The organism is Spongiibacter thalassae (assembly GCF_012272835.1).
Taxonomy (GTDB): domain Bacteria; phylum Pseudomonadota; class Gammaproteobacteria; order Pseudomonadales; family Spongiibacteraceae; genus Spongiibacter; species Spongiibacter thalassae.
Window position 1 is genome coordinate 23,242 of the sequence record NZ_JAAWWK010000001.1, and the last position, 18,546, is coordinate 41,787.

The window sequence follows — 18,546 nt, forward strand, 5'->3', positions numbered from 1 at the left end:
TTTTAATCGCTATCTGCGCTGGCAGCGACGGCCATCTTTGACCAATTTTGCTCGGCGATGGCAATGTTTTCCGCCAGATTCTGCCGCCAAAGTAAGCGGGTTGAGTCATCCAGCATCAGGTAGAGGCGGCCGTTAATAATGTCGAAGGCCTGAGGGTCGATATTGAATCGCTTGCCCATGCGGATACCGTACGCGCAGTAGCCACCGAACTGCGGCAGGTAACGTTCGGGTGACTCTGAGAAGCGCTCACGGTTTTCGGCGTTGGTAAAGCGGATTGTCACATCCTGATATTCCAGCGTTAATGTTGATTTTCCACGCCGGGGGTGGCCGTCAAAGTAGGACACCGGGTCATAGCCGTCGAGCAGGCCACGGGATGTGCTGGCGTAGTCGCCTGGCTTGGCGTCGTCCTCAGGGTGGGTGGGGGAGGTTTCAGGGGAGGCAAACGACAGTGCTGCCCAGCCAAACAGGCAGGCCACAAAGAAAGGAAAGTGGGAATGCGGTGCGCGGTGTCTCTGGGGCATGACCATCCATCCTTTGTAGTCTGTAGTGCCGTCGTATACTCGCAGTAGCCTGTCGCCATTGGCTGGTTTTCCAAAGTTAGTGTAGCGGTAAGCGGGTCACGCTGCTGTAAGTGCTAACACTTATACCGAGTGGTCGTAATCTTGCGGTTCTGGCAATTGGCAGAGGGTGAAGACATTGCGGTGGGAAAACGCGTGACATCCCACAATGGCTCAGGAGAAAGGGCATGTGGAGTGTATTGAGTCGCGTAACAAGCCTTGGTATGCTTTGTGCCCACAAAATTTAGCGGAATGTAGCTCAGCTTGGTAGAGCACTGCCTTCGGGAGGCAGGGGTCGGAGGTTCAAATCCTCTCATTCCGACCATTGCTAAAGTCGCTGAAAGCCATGATTTATAAGATTCTCAGACGATTTTACCTTCCTGCATTCCACCGCCATAACCCAGCGATTTTTCGATTCGTGACCATTTCGTGACCAAATGGTGACCACGGCCGGTTTGGCGGAGCTGAAATTTGTGCCATTTTGACTCCTGCCTTGGGTGACAGACTAATATCGCCAGTCTGCATCATTATGATGGGGGTGTTTTTACTGGGCCGGGGGAGTCCATTCTTTAGCTTAATTTTCAGAAGGCTTCACATAAACCATGAGGTCACCCACTTCACATTTAAAATACTCGCACAGCTGATCAATATTTGACGTTACCGTGCTGTAACCTTTCTCGTTTGCAATTTTTGACAGGGTCCCACGATTGATCCCAGTGACCCTGGCCACCTCAGTTATAGGTATTGATCTCCCTTCCTGAAACTCCTTCTCAGCCAGAAGTTCTTTGAATCGAAATCTAATCATATGTGCAAATGTCCAAAAAAATGCGCATATGTGCTTGCGCAGGGTCATATGGGTGTTAACATGTGTACATGTGCTTATATTTTTAAGCATCTGTCTACATGTTTGAGCAGGGGAATTTACCATGAACAATACATATTTGACCACCGAAGAGCTGTCTGCACGTATCAAATACGATGCTCGTACTATCCGCAACTGCCTCAAGGACTCTGTGTTGCTTGAAGGTGTCCATTACATCCGTCCGTTTGGTGGGCGCAAAATTCTCTACATTTGGGAGCGTATTGAAAAGGATATGGCATCCCCTGTTGCAACAAGTGACTTAATCGCTGGATTGCAGTAGGAGCGTTTTCAATGGCCTCGATTGGAACTAGATACGGCTACATTTATATCGATTTTCGCTACCGCGGCCTCCGTTGCCGCGAGCAAACAAAGCTCGAGGACACGCCCGCCAATCGCAAGCGGGCAAAACAAATTCTGGAGCGGATTGAAGCGGAAATTGTTCTCGACACCTTCGAATACGGAAAGTACTTCCCAAAGTCGAAGAAAGTCACTCAGTTCGTTGAGCACGATCGCCGCAAAGAAAGTGTGCACTCCGGTTTACCCTGCTTTCGGGAGTTTGCCGAGGTGTGGCTGTCGGAAAATGAAGTTGTCTGGCGGCAGGGTCACCGTGATATTGACTCTCAACAAGTACTTGATCTCAATGTTTGGTGATCAACCACTAGATAGGATTTCAAAGGCCGAGATACTGGCGTCGCGTGTAAAAATGCCTCGTAAGAACGGCAGCGTAGGATTGTCGCCGTCCCGCATCAAAAAGATTCTGATGATTCTAGCACAGGTATTGGCTGAAGGCGGCAGTCGCTATGGCTTTCAATCGCCGTCCGCTCGGATTAAGCCGTTAAAACTCAAAAAAACAACATATTGATCCCTTCTCACTGGACGAAGTGACCCGCCTTATCGAATTCATTCGCCCGGATTTCGCCAATTACCTTGTCATCCGCTTTTTTACTGGCTTGCAAACCGGGGAAATCGACGGGCTCTAGTGGGAATATGTCGATTTCGAGCGTCGGGAAATACGGGTCCGGGAGACCTGGGCACAGGATGGAGTACACTAAAACCGATGGCTCCCAGCGGGAGGTGCAAATGTCCGTACCCGTCTACGAAGCCTTGCTTGCCCAGCGAGGGGTATCCGGTCACTACGATTATGTTTTCTGTAATACCCAGGGAAAGCCCCTCTGTAATCGCAATTTCACCAATCGAGTGTGGTATCCGCTTCTACATTACCTAAATTTGAAGAGGCGGCGTTCTGGTTTACCTTTGCGTGGATGGTCGTGGGCGATGTCGACCCGCTGCCCGAGAGCTATCAAAGCCTGTTGCCGCTGGTGCGATTTGTGGTCGCTTGCGCGACCGTTGCGGTCATCGCCGCACCCAGCAGCACCGTGATTGGCCTCAGAGGATGATCAACTGGAACAAAAGACTCCAGCTGTACCGTTGTAAAAAACGACTCCGGAAAAACATCTGTACCGTGCACTGAGCCAAAGCCAGAAAGGGTTTATCGCTATTCGCAGTATATCTGACACAGTATTTCCGGGCGACAAAATAAACAGCTTGCTAGAGAATTCTGACCCATCGAGGTTCCTGATGATAATTTTCGACTATTTGCATAGTCTCGGTACGTATCATACCTTTTAGCTGTCGTAGCTCGCTATTAACTAACTTGAAAAGGGCAGATACGTCCTGAAGGGTGACTAGGCCAATAATTTCGAACCGACCGATAAAGCGTCCAACGAAGGCGAACTCTTCCCTGGATGATAGTCGCTCTGAAATACTTCTGGCGTGCTTAAGTTCGACCTTCATAAAGATGAGCGCCATAAGTGGAGGGCCTATTGTTTGGGGGTCTTTTACCGCTGAAAAATGTAATAGTTTCTCCTTGACAAGGCGGTTTACCTTGTTTCGTATCTGTACTTCTGTATAGCCCAGTATTCTCGATGCTTGGCTATAAGACATCCTGCCGTCCTCATAAAATAACTCCATAATTTGCCGCTCATCTTCTATGGCAGGATTTGGAGGTAATGAATGACCGGATTGATTGAGCAAGGCCCACTCAGTGACAAACTTCAACACCTCCACAGACAGCCAGACTTCAGAGGAGACGATTGATCCGAGTTTAGATATCTCCTCGTCGACATATTTCTGTAGCTCAGTGACGTTTGTTGCAAGTAATACGACAATGAGGTCAAAGCGTCCGAGTGTGCCGCTTGCTACGTAAACGACGATGTCAGGGCAGGTTTTGCGAATCTGTTGGGCTACCTCTTGCGAAGAACCACGTATTTGGAAGCCGATTATAGCTAGTTCGTTGAAGCCGTACGCCTTCGCGTCAGTGACTGCACGCACGTGCATGACTTGAAGGTCTCGCATCCGCTGAATTCGAGAAGCGATTGTTGTATGCGCGACACCAAATTGCTTTCCAAGGCTTTTTGTTGTGGCTCGGCCATCGTTTTTAAGCGCTGCAATGATAGATTCATCAAGAGAGTCAAGTTCAATAAAGGCCATCAATTTGATCCAAGTAAATTGCGATATTGCTTGCTGGTAAGTGCCAGGTCAGGCAAGAGCTGTGCGAGTTCCGATAAACAATAGCTGGTAATTCTATCTTATTTCTTGACTGGTTTGTGCTTAGTAGCTGCACGTTAAGTCACTACTGAAAGTCGCGCTTCCTGGTGTCAGCCGTCCGGTACTGAGATTTCCATGAATTACATGTATAGTCACTATATCGCACATATTGTGTTGACATTATCAATATAATGTAATTATATGAGCGAAAATAAGAGATAAGTAGGAAAAGGTGAACTTATGAGGCCGTATCCTGAGCAAGTCCTGTTTATGGGGCCGATGAAGCCCCAGAGATTCGAGGCTACAGTCGAAGATTGTATTGTCGAAGGTGAGGTTCCTGCTGATCTTGTCGGTGGGTTTTACCGCTGCGGACCTACGTGGAAGCGCGAAACGATACAAGGGGTGACCGGGTTTTCTTCTCGTGACGGGATGGTTCAGGGGTTGATTTTTGAGCAAGGCAAGGTTCGTTACCTCAATCGCTGGGTGCGTTCTCCCAAGTACTTGCTTGAAGAGAAGCATGGAAAAGCCCTTTTTGAATGGCACGACGCGTGGGCCGATTGGCGTGGATACGGGCAAATCCCGAAGAATGACTATGGAACTGTTACCTACGGCATTCCGGGTGGGTCGCCAATTGTAAACGCAGTCCCTTATTACGCACATACAGGGGATGAGGTTCTTGCTTTGGCCGAGCAGTCGCTTGCGCCGATGTCCTTAAACCCCAAGACCCTTGAGACGAACGGAATGGTTGAATGGTCCGGGATGCTTTCTCCTGGGATGGATGGTAATGCGACATTCACTGCGCATCCTAAGTGGGACCCTGACACCGGCGAGATTTTCGGGTGGACTTATCGAGACACCGCGCCCTACGTGACTATGCATTTTGTTCAGCCTGATGGCACAGTTAAGACACGTGAGCTCGACGACGCACCCTACGCGACAAATGCTCATGACGCGTGGTTGACAGAAAAGTATCTGGTACTGCCGTTTCAGCCGTTTTACGCCAGTACTGACCGAGTGATGAATCAAGACCTTTCATTCCTCGGTTGGGACCCGGAATTGCCAACTATTCTGGCGTTTATTCCGCGTAGTCTTGAGGGCGATATTCGCTGGATTAAAGCTGACTTTCCAACCGAATATATTATGCACACCATGTCTGCAAATGAGATTGACGGCAAAATTATTTTAGACGGCCCAATATTTGATCGAGCGCCTTTTCCATTTGAAGACGAAGTTGATATCGGGGAGGATTTTGTGCCTTTTGGTGCGGGTGTAATAGGTCGTTGGATAGTCGACCTAGAGGCAGGGCGTATTGAGACAGAGCGCTTTGATGATCGCCCCGTAGAGTTTCCCAAGATAGATGAACGTTACTACGGCAAGCCCTATACGTGCGGTTTTTTGGTTAGCGGTCCGAATTTATTCATGCTTGATACTTTAATCAAGAGAAATGTTATTACCGGCGACGAAGAAGTTTGCAAATTAGTTTACGAGCAAGATTTCGCCATATTCGAGCCAACATTTGTACCCCGGACAGCTGATGCGCCTGAGGGGGACGGTTATCTCATAGCGCCAATATCCCTTTACATGGATAACCTGTCTGAGTACGTAATCATCGACACCGCTAATTTCGAGTCCGGCCCAGTAGCGCGCATAAAGCTACCATTCCAAATAGGGTGGACGCCTCATGGGCATTGGATGAATTTCAGTGCCTGATTGAATACGAAATCTGTATTGCTATTTCGGATATATGGAATTGTTATGACATTTTTAAGTGATCATTGGTTCGATGAATACCGTCGTTTGGGCGTTGATGTTGAAGTGCCGACGGCATTCATGGGGCTTGGTATTAATTTGAATATAAAGATGAATAACGGAGAGATAACGGAAGCGAGTTACGTTAATGGGTTGCTTCAGAAGGGGCATTCTGAAATTGCTGAAACAACGATTACGGCTAGCGAGTCACTGGTATATACCGCTGTCGTACTAGGTGAATTTAAATCAGCTCTTCCGGCATATTTCTCTAAAAAGATAAAAGTAGAGGGCGAACAGGCTGCTTTGGTTAAGCTCGCTTCGGTTCGACCTACTGAGTCTCAGAAAGAGTTTTACAAAAAACTTAGAAAACTTTCCCCGTCGATGGGATAAGTGAAATGCATAAATAGAGGGCAGTAATTAATGAGTGATGTTTTAGAAATACCCATGGAGCCACTTGTGCTGGCACCGGTTCTTGAAGCCGCGCCCGAGGGAGGAATGTACGCATATTTGCTATTTGGTTTTTTAGGGCTGATTGCTGTACTTCATGCGCTTTATACCGGGTTTAAGCATAAACAGTGGATTCCATTGCTACTTTGTTTTGGGGGAGTGTTAGCCGTAACTGTAGAGCCAATGTATGACGTGTTGGGGGGTATAATTTACCGCGATACCTTTTTTGGGTTCGAGGCATTTAACCTAAATACGCCGGGTTACTTGTTCCCCGGTTACTTGTTGTGGGTGGCAACCATGCCGTGGTTGATGTATGAACAATTAAAAAAAGGCATGACTGGAATGCCTCTTTATGCATTGTCTATCGCTGTTTTTATTTCCGTTATGCTAACTGATTACGTCGGTATAAGCAGTGGTCACTGGCAATACTATGGCGAGGGGCCGTTCTCACACGTTGCCGGTTCCTTCTCAATGGGGCCGTTTTTGGTGCTGTCTGGCTGGCTGCTATTTGTATTGGATAAAAAGGTTAGGGGTTTAGCAAAGTTGTACTATGTCTTACTTCCAGGGGTGTTGTTGAACTTGGCATTTTCATGCATAAGTTGGCCAATATTCTTCACGTTGCATTCCGATATGCCGCTGATTGGAGACCTCGTCGCCGTAGCTATTACCTTGTCCCTTGCGGTAGCCGCGGTGTGGTTTGTAGATTCCGATATAAAAGATAGGCGCGCGGCCTAATTGGCCATTAAGGAAGGGCTATATATTTAAGTGCGTTTACCAAATAATAATTTTCGATATATAAGAAAGAGGATTTAAAATGGATATTTCTGAGATATTTCAACACCCACAGATTGTGTCAACTGTAGGCGGTAATTTACCGCTGTACTTGTTTGCGCCTGTTGTGCTGGGGTCGATATTGTGGTGCCTTTACTTGTCGGTTAAAGAAAGGGACTTACTGCCGATCTTCGTCTGTATCGGCGCTTTTATATGCTCTTTAAACGAGCCAATTTACGATATCCTTGGAAAAATCGTTTACGCCGAAAATAACCCGATGGCGTTCTCTAATATGGGGCGGGATATTCCCTGGTTTCTCGTCATAGGCTATATACCGTGGGTAGGTGCCCTATCCGTGCAGATTGCGAGAATGATGGCCAACGGTGTAGAGCGCAAGGTTCTACACTATATTGCATTAGGGTCCTGTATATCTGTTGTCCTCATAGAAACATTGGGTAATATGTCGAATGCTTGGCTGTACTACGGCGAAGCGCCTTTGAAATATCTTGTTGTGGCCCCTCAAATGGCACCAGTTCCGATAGTTGGCGGCTTGTTACTATACGCTTTTGCTTTTCCCCTTAAGGGACTGAAACGTGCCTTGGTCGCAATGGCTGTCAGTACGCTCGCATTGCCCATGGTGTTTGCCTCAGCGTCGTGGCCTCTTTATTACGGTTTATACGCCGAGTTGCCAAAGGTGATGGAATGGGTGTTGGGCGGAGCGATGCTGACATTCACGGTTATGACGGTGCTAGGTGCGACGTCTATAGCGTCACGTTTACATAAGGCAAAGTAGCAGCATCGTATGACAGGAAATAGGATAAAAATATGAATAAGTTATTATTTACCTTGTCGCTTACATTTATAGCGTCTACTTCTGCAATAGCTGCGGAAGGACGACGCTCAGCTATAGAAGAGGTAGTGGTTACAGCGACAAAGCGCGATGGGAATCTGCAGGATACGACAATTGCGATCTCCGCTATGGGAGCAGAGCAACTGGAATTCAGGGATGTAAGTAGCTTGTCTGACATGCAGAACTCGGTGCCGAACTTGCAGTACGGTGAAATTGGCGGAGTTCCCTTTATAGCCGTCCGAGGTATCGGCTTTAATTTACCCTTGGGCATCGGTGAACCAGGGGTGGCAGTGCATGTCGATAATGTCGCGTTACCTAGACTTGGTAGTATGAGTACGGCAGGTATGGACATGCGCCAAATAGAAGTACTTCGTGGACCACAAGGCACGGTATATGGGCGAAATGCGACGGGTGGGGCGGCTAATTTTGTATCGACTCCACCGACTCAGGAGTTTGACGCTAAAATAACTATTGGTGCTGGTTCAGAAGGGCGTCAAACTGTAGAAGGGTATTTATCCGGTCCGCTTACTGATAGGTTTCGCGGTCGCTTCTTCTATATGAAAGATGAATTTGACGGGTTTGGGATTAATGAATTTAACGGAGACAAGGTAGGTGGGACTGCAACAGAGGGATTTCGCGCGGCCCTCTCTTTAGATTTGAGCGATAGTTTAATCATCGACTTAAACATGTACAAACGAACCGATACCGGATCTGACCCAACCGCATCCCCAGTAAATATTGAAGAGTTAACCACTGTGCTGGGTACGCCGTTCTTGAAACCAGGTGTTGGTGTTAGCGGTGATCCAAATAATATTAATGACGATAGAACGCCTTTCACAGGTAAAGAAACAGAATTAGCGATCTTAACATTAAGTTGGGGGGCAGAAAATTTCGATCTAAAGTCAATTTCGGCCAAAATCCATCATAAGACAGATCAATACTACAGCGTCGATGCAACAAATTACTTCATTATAGATGCGATAAGAGACGAGGACTCGGATACCTTTTCTCAGGAGTTTGATCTATCGGGTTCACTATTTGATGCGAGTGTAGATTGGCTGCTAGGTGCGTTTTACTTCCAGGATAAGGGCAATACAAATTTCACACCCCTTTTAAATGCTGACGAACTCAGCGGCACAGCTACAACGCCAACTGGGGGTGTATTAGTATTAGATGCGCTGCTCGAAGATCAGATTAACATTGCTAAAGCTGTTTTTTCTGAAGTTTCATGGCACTTTCACGAAGAGTGGAAATTCCTGGTAGGTGCGAGGTATAGCGAAGAAACCAAGAAGGCTTTGCAAACATTTAATGCAATCATAGACTCATCAAATGTACCAGCTGCCTTACTGCCAGTCCTTAATACAGTAGTTTCGCCAGTTGCAGGTTCGGTCATAAGTGACAGTTGCAGCGAATTTTCGACTAAAGTCGGATTCACATCCTTTGACCCAAAGTTAGAACTGTCATGGCAGCCTAATGATGAGATATTAGTTTATGTTCAAAACCAGCGTGGATTCAAAGCGGGAGGAATAAGCAGCACTGAATGTGGCGAAAGCTATATTCCGGAAAAAGTAAATTCTTCTGAGGTCGGGCTGAAAGCGCAATTTTTTGACAATCAGCTAACGATTAACTCTGCGATATTTCATTACGAATACACGGATTATCAGGTGCTCGAATACAATGGTATTGGGTTGCGAGTTATCAGCGCACCAAAGGCATCCGGCGTAGGTGTGGAATCAGAAATCATGTATGCGCCAAAAAATTGGTTGAATATTGATCTGGCCTTATCCTACCTCGACGCGAAATACGATGAGTTTATTGATGAGGATGGTTTTGAAAACCCCAACTTCTTTACTGATGTCGCCGAGCCTCAGGACTTGTCAGGAATGCCATTGAATCGTGCGCCTAAATATACCGGGAACCTTGGGCTTAATTTATTTATTCCTTTTGATTCACGTTTTGTAAATGAATCACAGATTCGTCTGGAAGCATATACTACGGATTCAGTAGCGTTTACTCAGTTCTCGTACAAGGATTCGGATCGGCAAGAGGGTTATTCGTTATATAATGCCTACTTTGGGTTGAGTATGCTTGATAGTAAGTTGAATGTACGAGCTTTTGTAAAAAATATAACAAATAAAGATTATATTATCGGCGTCTTTACCGCCGATATTATTCATCTAACGTCGCAAATTCATGCCGATCCGCGGAGCTATGGATTGCAGTTGAGTTATCAGTTTGACTAACTCGGCGTTCTTCGCTGCAAAGTATTGATATAGATAATTTGCGATAAAGCGTGCGCAAATTTCTCTCGCATTGGTATTGCTCGCTAAATGGATGTCTACTGGTAAATAGTTTGCCAACGTATAGGGATTAATCATTTTGACCAAGAGAGTCTGCTCGGGCAGTCTACTTTTCATGCTGTTGTACTTCGGCTTGGCGTGTCTAGCTAATGACACGCAGGCCGGAGTCTATAATGCAACGAAAACTAGCACAGGCCACGCCATAACGAAGCAAATCACCAACCGATTACAGGTTTTCGGTGTTATAGAGTCGACTGAAAAGCCGACTATTACTGCGGAGGTTCCGGGGGTCGTTGCGGAAGTTTATGTGGACGAGGGGCAAGAGGTCGTTGAAGGACAGTTACTGGCTACATTAGATTTGAGCAATTACTTAATTGCTGAAAGCTTGTCAAGGTATGAGTTGCTTAAAAAAAAGGAAGAATTAGCGAAACGAGTTGACCATTACAAGCGAATTAGTGCTTTATCAGCGACGGACAATATTAGCCAGGAAGCTTTAGCGTCTACGAATAGAGACATAGCAATTGATAGACTATCTGTCGAGGTCATGCGCCGACATCATGAAATTGCATTACAAGACATAAAAAGGGCAAATATTGTATCGCCTATTAATGGGGTGGTTACCAAGCGTCACGCTTCCAAAGGTGACTATCTTGGCGTATCTATGCCAATTCTGTCCATTATAGACGATAAATTATTGAGGGTACGATTGAAAGTGTCTCCCAGTGATGCAAGCCGTATGGTACCAGGTCAGCGTATCGCGATTTCTTCGGTTAACTTGCCCGATAAGCTATTCGAAACTACCGTCGAAGCGATTGTTCCGGTGATTGATGCTAAAAGTAACTCTTTAGATGTGCTGGCTTCAATTCAGGATCCGCTTCTAATATCAGGGATGAGGATAGAAGCAAGTGTATATATAAGAGAAGCGTACGACGCTTTGTTGGTGCCTGAGCGAGCGCTATTTCGTCGCGAAGATAAATACTACCTGTATGTTTTAAAAGACGGGCGCGCACATGAACAGTATGTTGAGGTTGGACTCCGTCATGCTGATTTAGTCGAAATCATAAAGGGGATTACAAGCCAGACTGTTATTTTACTCGATGTTTATCAAGGAATTAGCGATGGCGCTTTAGCTAATGAATTGGGTGTGTTTGAGTGAGTCTCATCGATGTATTTGTGAAATATCGTATATTCGCGATTATGCTCAATGTCGCGGTTGTGTTATTCGGCGTTATAGGTTTAGTAGCATTAGGTGTTGACCGAATGCCAGACGTCAACGCTCCATACCTGGTGGTGGAAACGCCCTTTCCAGGTGCTCCGCCTTCAACCATTGATTCTAATGTAACGTCTATTATTGAATCTTCAGTTAATTCAATCGCTGGTGTGGAGAGAATAAACTCCTCGTCCTTAGCAGGTAATTCCAGAGTCTTTATCCAGTTTTCACGATCGGTTGACATGCAGATGGCATTTAACGAGGTGCAAAGTAAAATAAATAAAATTGCTAATCTTCTGCCAGATGAATCTGAGTTACCTGTTGTTTCGAAAGTCGACCCAAATGCACTCCCAGTAATGTGGATATTTATGAGTGGAAACAGGTCAATTGATGAGCTGACCTTCATAGCAAATCGATCAGTTAAGCGAAAAATTGAAAATATCGATGGCGTTGGAAAAGTTTTAGTCAATGGTGGAAAGGGTAATGAAATTCAAGTAGAAATTGATGAGTCGAAGCTCTTAAAGCATGGGCTGGGGTTAAACCAAGTCTACGCGGCAATTCATGCCCAACAAAGACAATTTCCCGGGGGGCATGTTACGTCAGGTGATTTAAGGAAATCGCTTAATTTAGATTTCGAGTTTCATAGCATAGCGGAATTAAAGTCTCTTGTTGTGGCCAATTATGGAGATTCCTATCAAGTAACGCTTGGCGATATCGCTGATGTCTATTTTGGATTAAGTCACAATATTGGTGTGTCTCGATTAAATGGCAAGAAAGGCGTGGCGATTGCAATAATAAAGGTTGAGGGAGCCAATACGATCGATGTGGTGAGGCGCATCACCAGTTTAATAAATGATAATAATGGCATACCCGATGGTGTTGATATAGAAATAGTGAGTAGTGAAAATGAAGTAATTGAGAGAATTATCGATTCCCTTCGGTCGCATTTGATTGAGGGCAGTATTCTAGCGGCTTTTGTTGTTTGGCTATTCCTGTTAAATACTACGTCAACGCTGGTTGTCCTTGCCTCGATACCTATTTCTCTTGCAGGTGCGGTCATCGCGATGTACTACTTCGACTTTACTCTTAATGTAATGACGATGTCTGGGTTGTTGATACTTATTGGTGTCGTGGTTGATGATGCGATTGTAGTGATTGAAAATATAGATCGTCATCTAAGACAGGAAGTTTTTGGTACGGCCGAGGTTATCGCGCGTGCAACTAAGGAAGTAGTGTTTAGTGTTTTTGCTGCGTCATTAACGTTAGTATGTATTTTTGGGGCGGTTGTTTTTATAGACGCTGCTATTGGTGAGTTTTTGAAAGCGTTCGCTATTGTTATTGTAGCAGGCGTCGCTACTTCGCTAATGGTATCACTCAGTTTGACGCCGGCCTTGTCATCTATTTTTATGTTAAAAGCTAGTGAAAAACCTTCACGAAAAATATATAAAATAATTAACAGCGGGCACGCGATTATAGATAACTGGTATGGCGTGATTTTAAATTATGTTCTATTACATAGGATTTCATTTATAGGCTGCACCGCGCTATTAGTGATTGGCTCGGGTTTTATTGCAGTAGATCTTCCAATAGAATTTTTCCCGAAAGACGACGAATCTCGCTTAATAATTGAGTTAAAAGCACCACCTGGAGTGTCGACTGGGTATATGCTCAGTCGAGTCCGTGAAGCTGAACAGCTAATATCGCAGCGCGGCGATATTAGCCGTGTATTTTCTACGATAGGGTACGATGAAGCGATTTCCGTCAATAAGGCTGAAATACGCGTATATTTGATTCCAAAAAGCAAGCGTAATTTGTCGCAGAAGGAGATCGCTAGCGAATTGCGGTCGAAATTAAGGAATGTCACAGGTGTCGAGGTGACAATAGGTGCCTTTCCTGCTTGGGCCGGAGGTAGTAATGCACCATTTGAAGTGTATATTACTGGCGAAGATTTAAATAAGCTTGCTGAATACACCGAACAAATATATGGAATAGCTAAATACCGGCCTGAACTAGGCGATGTGACAATTGATCTTTCATTGGATCAACCGAACTATAATTTTATCATAAATCGACGGGCGGCTATTCTGGCCGATGTTAGCATAAACGAAATTGCCAGTGTGTTGTCTGCATTTGGTGAGGGCTATCGTATATCTATGTTCAACGACCCGAATATATCCAGCGACCGATACGATATTGTCGTTTCACTTGGAGATAAGGGCAATGCGAACGTCGATGATTTTCGAAAGTTGTATTTTACTAATGCCAAGGGAGAAAGAGTGCCTTTCAATTCTATCATGAGCGTTAATGAAGGTTTCGGCGCGTCTTCCATAAATCGGCTAAATATGAACTTCTCAGTTGGCTTTTTCTCCTATCCGTCTATTTCGTTGGATCAAGCTGTGGCATTGTTTAAAAGTATCTCCGACGATGTTCTTCCATCCGGTTATAATATTGTGCTTGGCGGCCAAACGGAAGAGATGCAAAAAAGTAGTGGGGTTGGCGTAGTGGTTTTCGTCATAGCAATGGTGCTTGTTTATATGGTCTTGGCAAGTCAGTTTAATTCGATTTTTCAGCCCTTATTAATTATGACAGCGCAACCCTTGGCTGTAGTTGGTGGTGTCGCGGGTTTATGGATCGCGGAAGCGTCGTTAAATATATATTCAATGATTGGTATGATTTTGTTAGTCGGCTTAGTGTCGAAAAACTCAATTCTATTAGTTGATCTTATTAATCGGTATAAGCGGGATGGTATATGTACTAACCAGGCTATTTTGAAGGCATGCCCAGAGCGTATGCGGCCAATACTGATGACTTCCTTGACGGTTATACTGGCTATGACACCAGCTGCTTTCGGTGTCGGCGATGGCGCAGGAGAGTACGGTCCTTTATCGATAGCCGTGCTGGGGGGAACGATCAGTTCAACGCTGCTTACACTCCTCGTAGTCCCGGTTTGTTACTCACTTTTTGACAATTTAGCAGGGACTACGAAGCTATGTTACTTACGGCAGGAAAGTTGAATTTGCTTGATTCCTGTTTTTAGTGGGGCAGCGGCGGGTAAGATTAATATGGCTATTTGCTCGATCTTGATAAAGAAACTAGACGATGCCTATGTTTGTAAGTCTTAATTACCGGAAGAATGGTGTATTCGCCGACTTCTGAAAAACCCGAAAAACTGTCATAGACTTCGTCAGTAATGGTCTGAAGATTTTCACCTAGCACTAGCATTGTCACATTGTAGTGCCCAACCACTTTCATTACTGCGACGAAATGCTCTTGCGTCGAGACCTTCAGACAGTATTCAGACGCTTGTCCCATACCTATTCGTGCACGAACTATGGCGCCCGCGCCATAATCAAATACAAAAGGGTTTACTACGACCACTTTTCGCAGCGCGGACTGTTGCTGGAGTTTTTTTAGTCGTTGCCTCACCATTGTTTCAGAGACATTGAACTGCCGAGCGATTTCTCTGTTAGAAATTCTGGCATTTTTCTGCAACAGCGACACAATGTCTAAATCAAAGTCGTCTAGTTTAATGCGGGGGTTTAATTTCTTAATTGACGGCGTCCATGTGTCTCTCGCGATGCCACTACCATAGTCTGATCGGTATTTGACCGTTTCGCAGGCTACTTCGGTTTCAATTAGCCTAATGCCAGGTATGCGCGCTGGTAAGCTATCTGCTATAGCATAGAACTCTTGAATATTTGTGACGACAATAAGAACGTGCAGGGCGGGCCAGCCGGTGACTTCGGCAACCGACTGAACCTCATCGATTTCTGCGATTTTTTCCGAGACACTCTGAATGGAGTTCGATCCTGGATGTATATAGACGTGACCTGCAATATCGAGCCCTAAAGAGTGCATATCCCACTGTGCAGTAACTTTCAATCGATCGTCTTCGCAAAGTGCGCTAAGCCTGCTTAAAACATTTTTTTCGGAAATACCTAATTTCTCAGTTAAGGTTCTGTTTGTAATACTGGGATTGGCCCTGAGCAATTTTGTTAAATTGCGGTCGATGTCGTCTAATTCTTTCATAATAGCCACCCAGTTTGATTTGTTGACACTAAACTCAGCCCTTTATCTGAAAAAAATTGTGGAGGATCTGTGAGATCTCCAGCATCCTTCGCTATTAGCCAAGGCCCTAGTCACTGACGTAGCAATCTGCCGTTCGCTGCTCTCAATGGCTGATGAGCACCGTGCGTACACAGACTGCCAGTGCATTTCGCTCACGTAACGCCGACAAGCTCTCCCGTAACGACAATGCTGTCTGATCATTCGCAGCAGATGCGCAGTAGGGGTGTTTACTATCATCTCCTGCATATCTTGGTTTTGCCCGTCCCGGTCGTATGCGGGGAATTCCTATATTCACTTCTGGGGTCGTACCTGTAGACCTTCCCTGCCGGTTCAGCTTCGAAATTCGGGCCATCTATTTCCCTTGAGGAAGCTCCTGTCTTGGTTTGCCGCTCGTGTTATCCAGCTTCGCCCTGATAAAAGTTAGTATCAATGTTAAGTTTCTATTTATATAGGTGCACTCCAATTGCCGCAGTATCTAAAAAATATCTATATTTTTCAATATCTTAAATTTTATTAATAGCCTTTCTGAAATACGCAGGACGCTCACTGCATTGCGGGCATTTAACGCGAAATTACCTGTATGGGTCAACTTTCATTGCTTTTTTGGGCTTTTTTGCGTGTCGTCAGTGCTGCCTTTCGAGCCATATTTCGCTAATCAACCCTGCTACTACGGTACGCCGTAAGCTGAAGAGCAAGATCTAAGGGCGTTGCTGGGCGGGTGGACCTATTTCGGTTTATGTGCATTCTATAATGTTAAAAAATGGTTGCATATAAATAGAAAAATAATAAATAATGACGACATGCGTTCTTCGTGTTAGTGTTAAGTCTGTTTGGGCCTTGTTGTGGAGCGGTTGCTTGGTCGTCAACCCAAGTGCCTGCTTCGCGCTATATCGTCTGCGCGTAGGGCTCTATTTGAGATCGTGATAGCGCTAGTTAGGTAGGAAATTTGCGGTTTCAACGTGCTTAAGCTGGGCAGGTATCACATTGTTGGAGGTAATTATGAACTCATATGACCTAATCATAAAAAACGGTACGATTATTGATGGTACTCAAGCGCCAAGGTTTATGGCTGACATTGGCATCAAAAATGGGTGTATTGAAAAAATAGGTAGTTTAACGGGTGAATCTGCTTTAAGGACCATAGATGCAGAGGGAAAAATTGTCGCGCCTGGGGTGATTGACACCCATACACACTACGACGCTCAAATGTTCTGGGACCCCTATTTAACCAACTCCAGCTGGCACGGCACTACGTCTGTAACGGTCGGTAATTGTGGCTTTGGCTTCATGCCGTGCCGCGAAAGCGATCGCGAGCGCTATATGAAAATGATGGAGGCGACAGAGCAAGTTCCGTTGAATGCAATGCAGAGCGCCTTGCCCTGGACGTGGGAATCCTTTCCTGAGTGGATGGCCGCAGTGCGAGCAATTCCAAAGGGAATTAATGTGTCGGCGTACTTGCCGCTGAACTCGCTCATGATGTACGTCATGGGTGTTGAAGCTGCCAAAACACGTCCCGCAACTGCCTCGGAACGCGCCGAGATGCGCAGGCTATTACACGAAGCAATGGATGCGGGAGCGGTAGGTTTTGGATTCTCATTTTTGCAAAACTATAACTCCCATAAAGATTTCGATGGCTCACCTATGCCGACAGATTCTATGCAGATAGAAGAAGCGTACAATTTATGTCGCGTGCTAAAAGAGCGCGGGGAGGGCGTCGTGCAGGCATTGATGGAAATTCCCGGAATGCCTGAAAGTAATCGAGCACAATGCGAGGAGCTGGCGAGGCTTTCAGGTCGCCCAGTGTTATTCAATGTTGTGGTTGCGCTCGATGTAATGCCCGACTTCCACCGAGATACGCTCGCATGGCTTGATGAAGTGCGAGCAAAGCAGTTACCTATTTACGCGCAAGCTCTGTGTTGCAGGATTTGGGTGCAGTCCAGCGCTGAAGACTTCACAGTATGGGATGCTCACCCGTTGTTTGCCGCTTTTACCGCAGCAGACCGCGAAGGGAAAATTGCAATGGCATCAGACCCTGATTACCGCTCTAAGGTAAGAGAGTGGTATCAGCCGGAGAAATTTTATGCAGGTGGAGGGCCTTTGGAGAATTGGGTTATCACAGATGCCTGTGGTTCGAGTTACGCGAAATATGAAGGCCAAACGATTGCGGCAATTGCCGAGCAACATAGCGCCTGTGTGACGGACACCTTCTGGGATATGGTGGTGGCGACGGAAGCCAAATTAGGATTTAAAAATCCGCCCTCCCTGAGTGTGGATCCGGTAAAAGTCACTGAATTGCTTTCGCACCCTCAGGTTATTCCTGGTACTTCGGATGGGGGCGCTCACGTGAAGATATCAGTAAGCGGGCACTATCAAACTGACTTTATAGATTGGTTGGTCCGAGAGCAAAATATGATGAGTCTGGAGCAGATGCATTATAAATCCAGCTACCTACCAGCCCGCCTGCTGGGCTTCGAGAAACGCGGAGCGCTTCTGGAAGGCTACGCCGCTGACATAATGGTGTACGATTTCGAAAAAATAAATTACAACCAGGAGCGCTATGACCGTGTTGAGGACTTGCCGGGCGGCGACTGGCGTTGGGTAGTTTACGCCGAAGGGATAGATAACGTGATTGTCAATGGAGAGGTTATCTTTACCTCCAATGGGGCGTGTACGGGAGCTCACCCTGGACGAATGCTGAATTGCAGTGGCGCCATGCTCGAGCAAATCGATGATAAAGCTGCATAAGCGTTCGTAGGCGGGGCGATAATTAAAGAACGAATTAAAGCATTTTTCTGCACTGTTTCGAGGTTGCGTGTAATGATAATTCACGTCAGCTTATTGCCTGTAAAAGGATGTCTTATGCTTGTCGTTAAACTTAATAAAAAAGTGATCAGGCATACATAATGCAGAAAGTTGACACGGAAAATACAGTTAAATCGCCATGCGTTAGAGTATGCAAGTTTAATGCGGACGGACATTGTCTCGGTTGTTTCCGGCATTTAGGTGAAGTAGAAAAGTGGATGGTGCTGAAAGATCACGAGAAGATCGGCATTTTGAAAGAAACAAAAAAACGGCGTGAAAATTATTGGGACTCATTTAAAAAATGATAACTAAATAAAGGTTATCTAAACCTTTTATACGTGATCGGCAGGCTCAGTCTAACTATAAAAATCTAATTATCAATA

At 45.7% G+C, this 18,546-nt stretch carries 16 protein-coding genes and 1 tRNA gene; 13 read left to right on the forward strand and 4 right to left on the reverse strand.

Annotated features, from left to right (window positions below):
- Positions 1-2: 2 nt before the first annotated feature.
- Positions 3-521, reverse strand: coding sequence for a YHS domain-containing (seleno)protein (locus tag HCU74_RS00125; protein WP_168448373.1), 519 nt, complete (start codon positions 519-521; stop codon positions 3-5).
- Positions 522-805: 284 nt separating this feature from the next.
- Here HCU74_RS00125 and HCU74_RS00130 point away from each other — a divergent pair.
- A tRNA-Pro gene (locus tag HCU74_RS00130) sits at positions 806-882 on the forward strand.
- Positions 883-1,131: 249 nt separating this feature from the next.
- Here the strand turns inward: HCU74_RS00130 and HCU74_RS20370 are convergent.
- Complete coding sequence (locus HCU74_RS20370; protein ID WP_428480329.1) at positions 1,132-1,485, reverse strand: helix-turn-helix domain-containing protein; 354 nt, start codon at positions 1,483-1,485, stop codon at positions 1,132-1,134.
- Between HCU74_RS20370 and HCU74_RS00140 the strand changes: the two genes are divergently transcribed.
- From HCU74_RS00140 to HCU74_RS00150, 3 genes are all read left to right on the forward strand, one after another.
- Positions 1,484-1,699, forward strand: a complete 216-nt coding sequence (locus HCU74_RS00140) for a hypothetical protein (RefSeq protein WP_168448375.1) — start codon at positions 1,484-1,486, stop codon at positions 1,697-1,699. The two genes, HCU74_RS20370 and HCU74_RS00140, sit on opposite strands and share 2 nt — an antisense overlap.
- 11 nt (positions 1,700-1,710) lie before the next feature.
- A complete protein-coding gene (locus HCU74_RS00145; protein WP_168448376.1) occupies positions 1,711-2,070 on the forward strand; it encodes an Arm DNA-binding domain-containing protein in 360 nt (119 codons plus the stop codon).
- A gap of 548 nt (positions 2,071-2,618) precedes the next feature.
- Entirely contained in the window at positions 2,619-2,816 is a 198-nt protein-coding gene (locus HCU74_RS00150; protein WP_168448377.1) for a hypothetical protein, read from the forward strand.
- Positions 2,817-2,967: 151 nt separating this feature from the next.
- On the opposite strand, the gene HCU74_RS00155 is transcribed toward HCU74_RS00150, so the two are convergent.
- Complete coding sequence (locus HCU74_RS00155) at positions 2,968-3,909, reverse strand: Lrp/AsnC family transcriptional regulator (protein ID WP_168448378.1); 942 nt, start codon at positions 3,907-3,909, stop codon at positions 2,968-2,970.
- Positions 3,910-4,206: 297 nt separating this feature from the next.
- Here HCU74_RS00155 and HCU74_RS00160 point away from each other — a divergent pair, with 297 nt between their 5' ends.
- The 7 genes from HCU74_RS00160 to HCU74_RS00190 all read left to right on the forward strand — a co-directional run bounded on the left by HCU74_RS00160 (position 4,207) and on the right by HCU74_RS00190 (position 14,307).
- A complete protein-coding gene (locus HCU74_RS00160) occupies positions 4,207-5,676 on the forward strand; it encodes a carotenoid oxygenase family protein (RefSeq protein WP_168448379.1) in 1,470 nt (489 codons plus the stop codon).
- Between the two features lie 45 nt (positions 5,677-5,721).
- Positions 5,722-6,105: a hypothetical protein gene (locus HCU74_RS00165; protein ID WP_168448380.1), complete on the forward strand. Its 384-nt coding sequence runs from the start codon at positions 5,722-5,724 to the stop codon at positions 6,103-6,105.
- Between the two features lie 30 nt (positions 6,106-6,135).
- Complete coding sequence (locus HCU74_RS00170; protein ID WP_168448381.1) at positions 6,136-6,897, forward strand: hypothetical protein; 762 nt, start codon at positions 6,136-6,138, stop codon at positions 6,895-6,897.
- A 79-nt stretch (positions 6,898-6,976) separates the two neighbouring features.
- Positions 6,977-7,726 (forward strand): hypothetical protein, encoded by a 750-nt coding sequence (locus HCU74_RS00175; RefSeq protein WP_168448382.1) that lies wholly within the window; start codon positions 6,977-6,979, stop codon positions 7,724-7,726.
- A 32-nt stretch (positions 7,727-7,758) separates the two neighbouring features.
- A complete protein-coding gene (locus tag HCU74_RS00180) occupies positions 7,759-10,026 on the forward strand; it encodes a TonB-dependent receptor (protein WP_168448383.1) in 2,268 nt (755 codons plus the stop codon).
- Positions 10,027-10,162: 136 nt separating this feature from the next.
- Positions 10,163-11,239 (forward strand): efflux RND transporter periplasmic adaptor subunit, encoded by a 1,077-nt coding sequence (locus HCU74_RS00185; RefSeq protein WP_168448384.1) that lies wholly within the window; start codon positions 10,163-10,165, stop codon positions 11,237-11,239.
- Entirely contained in the window at positions 11,236-14,307 is a 3,072-nt protein-coding gene (locus HCU74_RS00190) for an efflux RND transporter permease subunit (RefSeq protein WP_168448385.1), read from the forward strand. Before HCU74_RS00185 ends, HCU74_RS00190 begins: the two co-directional genes overlap by 4 nt.
- A 52-nt stretch (positions 14,308-14,359) precedes the next feature.
- On the opposite strand, the gene HCU74_RS00195 is transcribed toward HCU74_RS00190, so the two are convergent.
- Entirely contained in the window at positions 14,360-15,322 is a 963-nt protein-coding gene (locus HCU74_RS00195) for an Lrp/AsnC family transcriptional regulator (protein WP_168448386.1), read from the reverse strand.
- A 1,038-nt stretch (positions 15,323-16,360) separates the two neighbouring features.
- Here HCU74_RS00195 and HCU74_RS00200 point away from each other — a divergent pair.
- Both HCU74_RS00200 and HCU74_RS20375 read left to right on the forward strand, forming a co-directional pair.
- Positions 16,361-18,106: an N-acyl-D-amino-acid deacylase family protein gene (locus HCU74_RS00200; RefSeq protein WP_168448387.1), complete on the forward strand. Its 1,746-nt coding sequence runs from the start codon at positions 16,361-16,363 to the stop codon at positions 18,104-18,106.
- A 158-nt stretch (positions 18,107-18,264) separates the two neighbouring features.
- The gene (locus HCU74_RS20375; protein ID WP_168448388.1) at positions 18,265-18,468 is read left to right on the forward strand and encodes a DUF1289 domain-containing protein; all 204 of its coding nucleotides are present in this window, start codon (positions 18,265-18,267) and stop codon (positions 18,466-18,468) included.
- Positions 18,469-18,546: the final 78 nt, after the last annotated feature.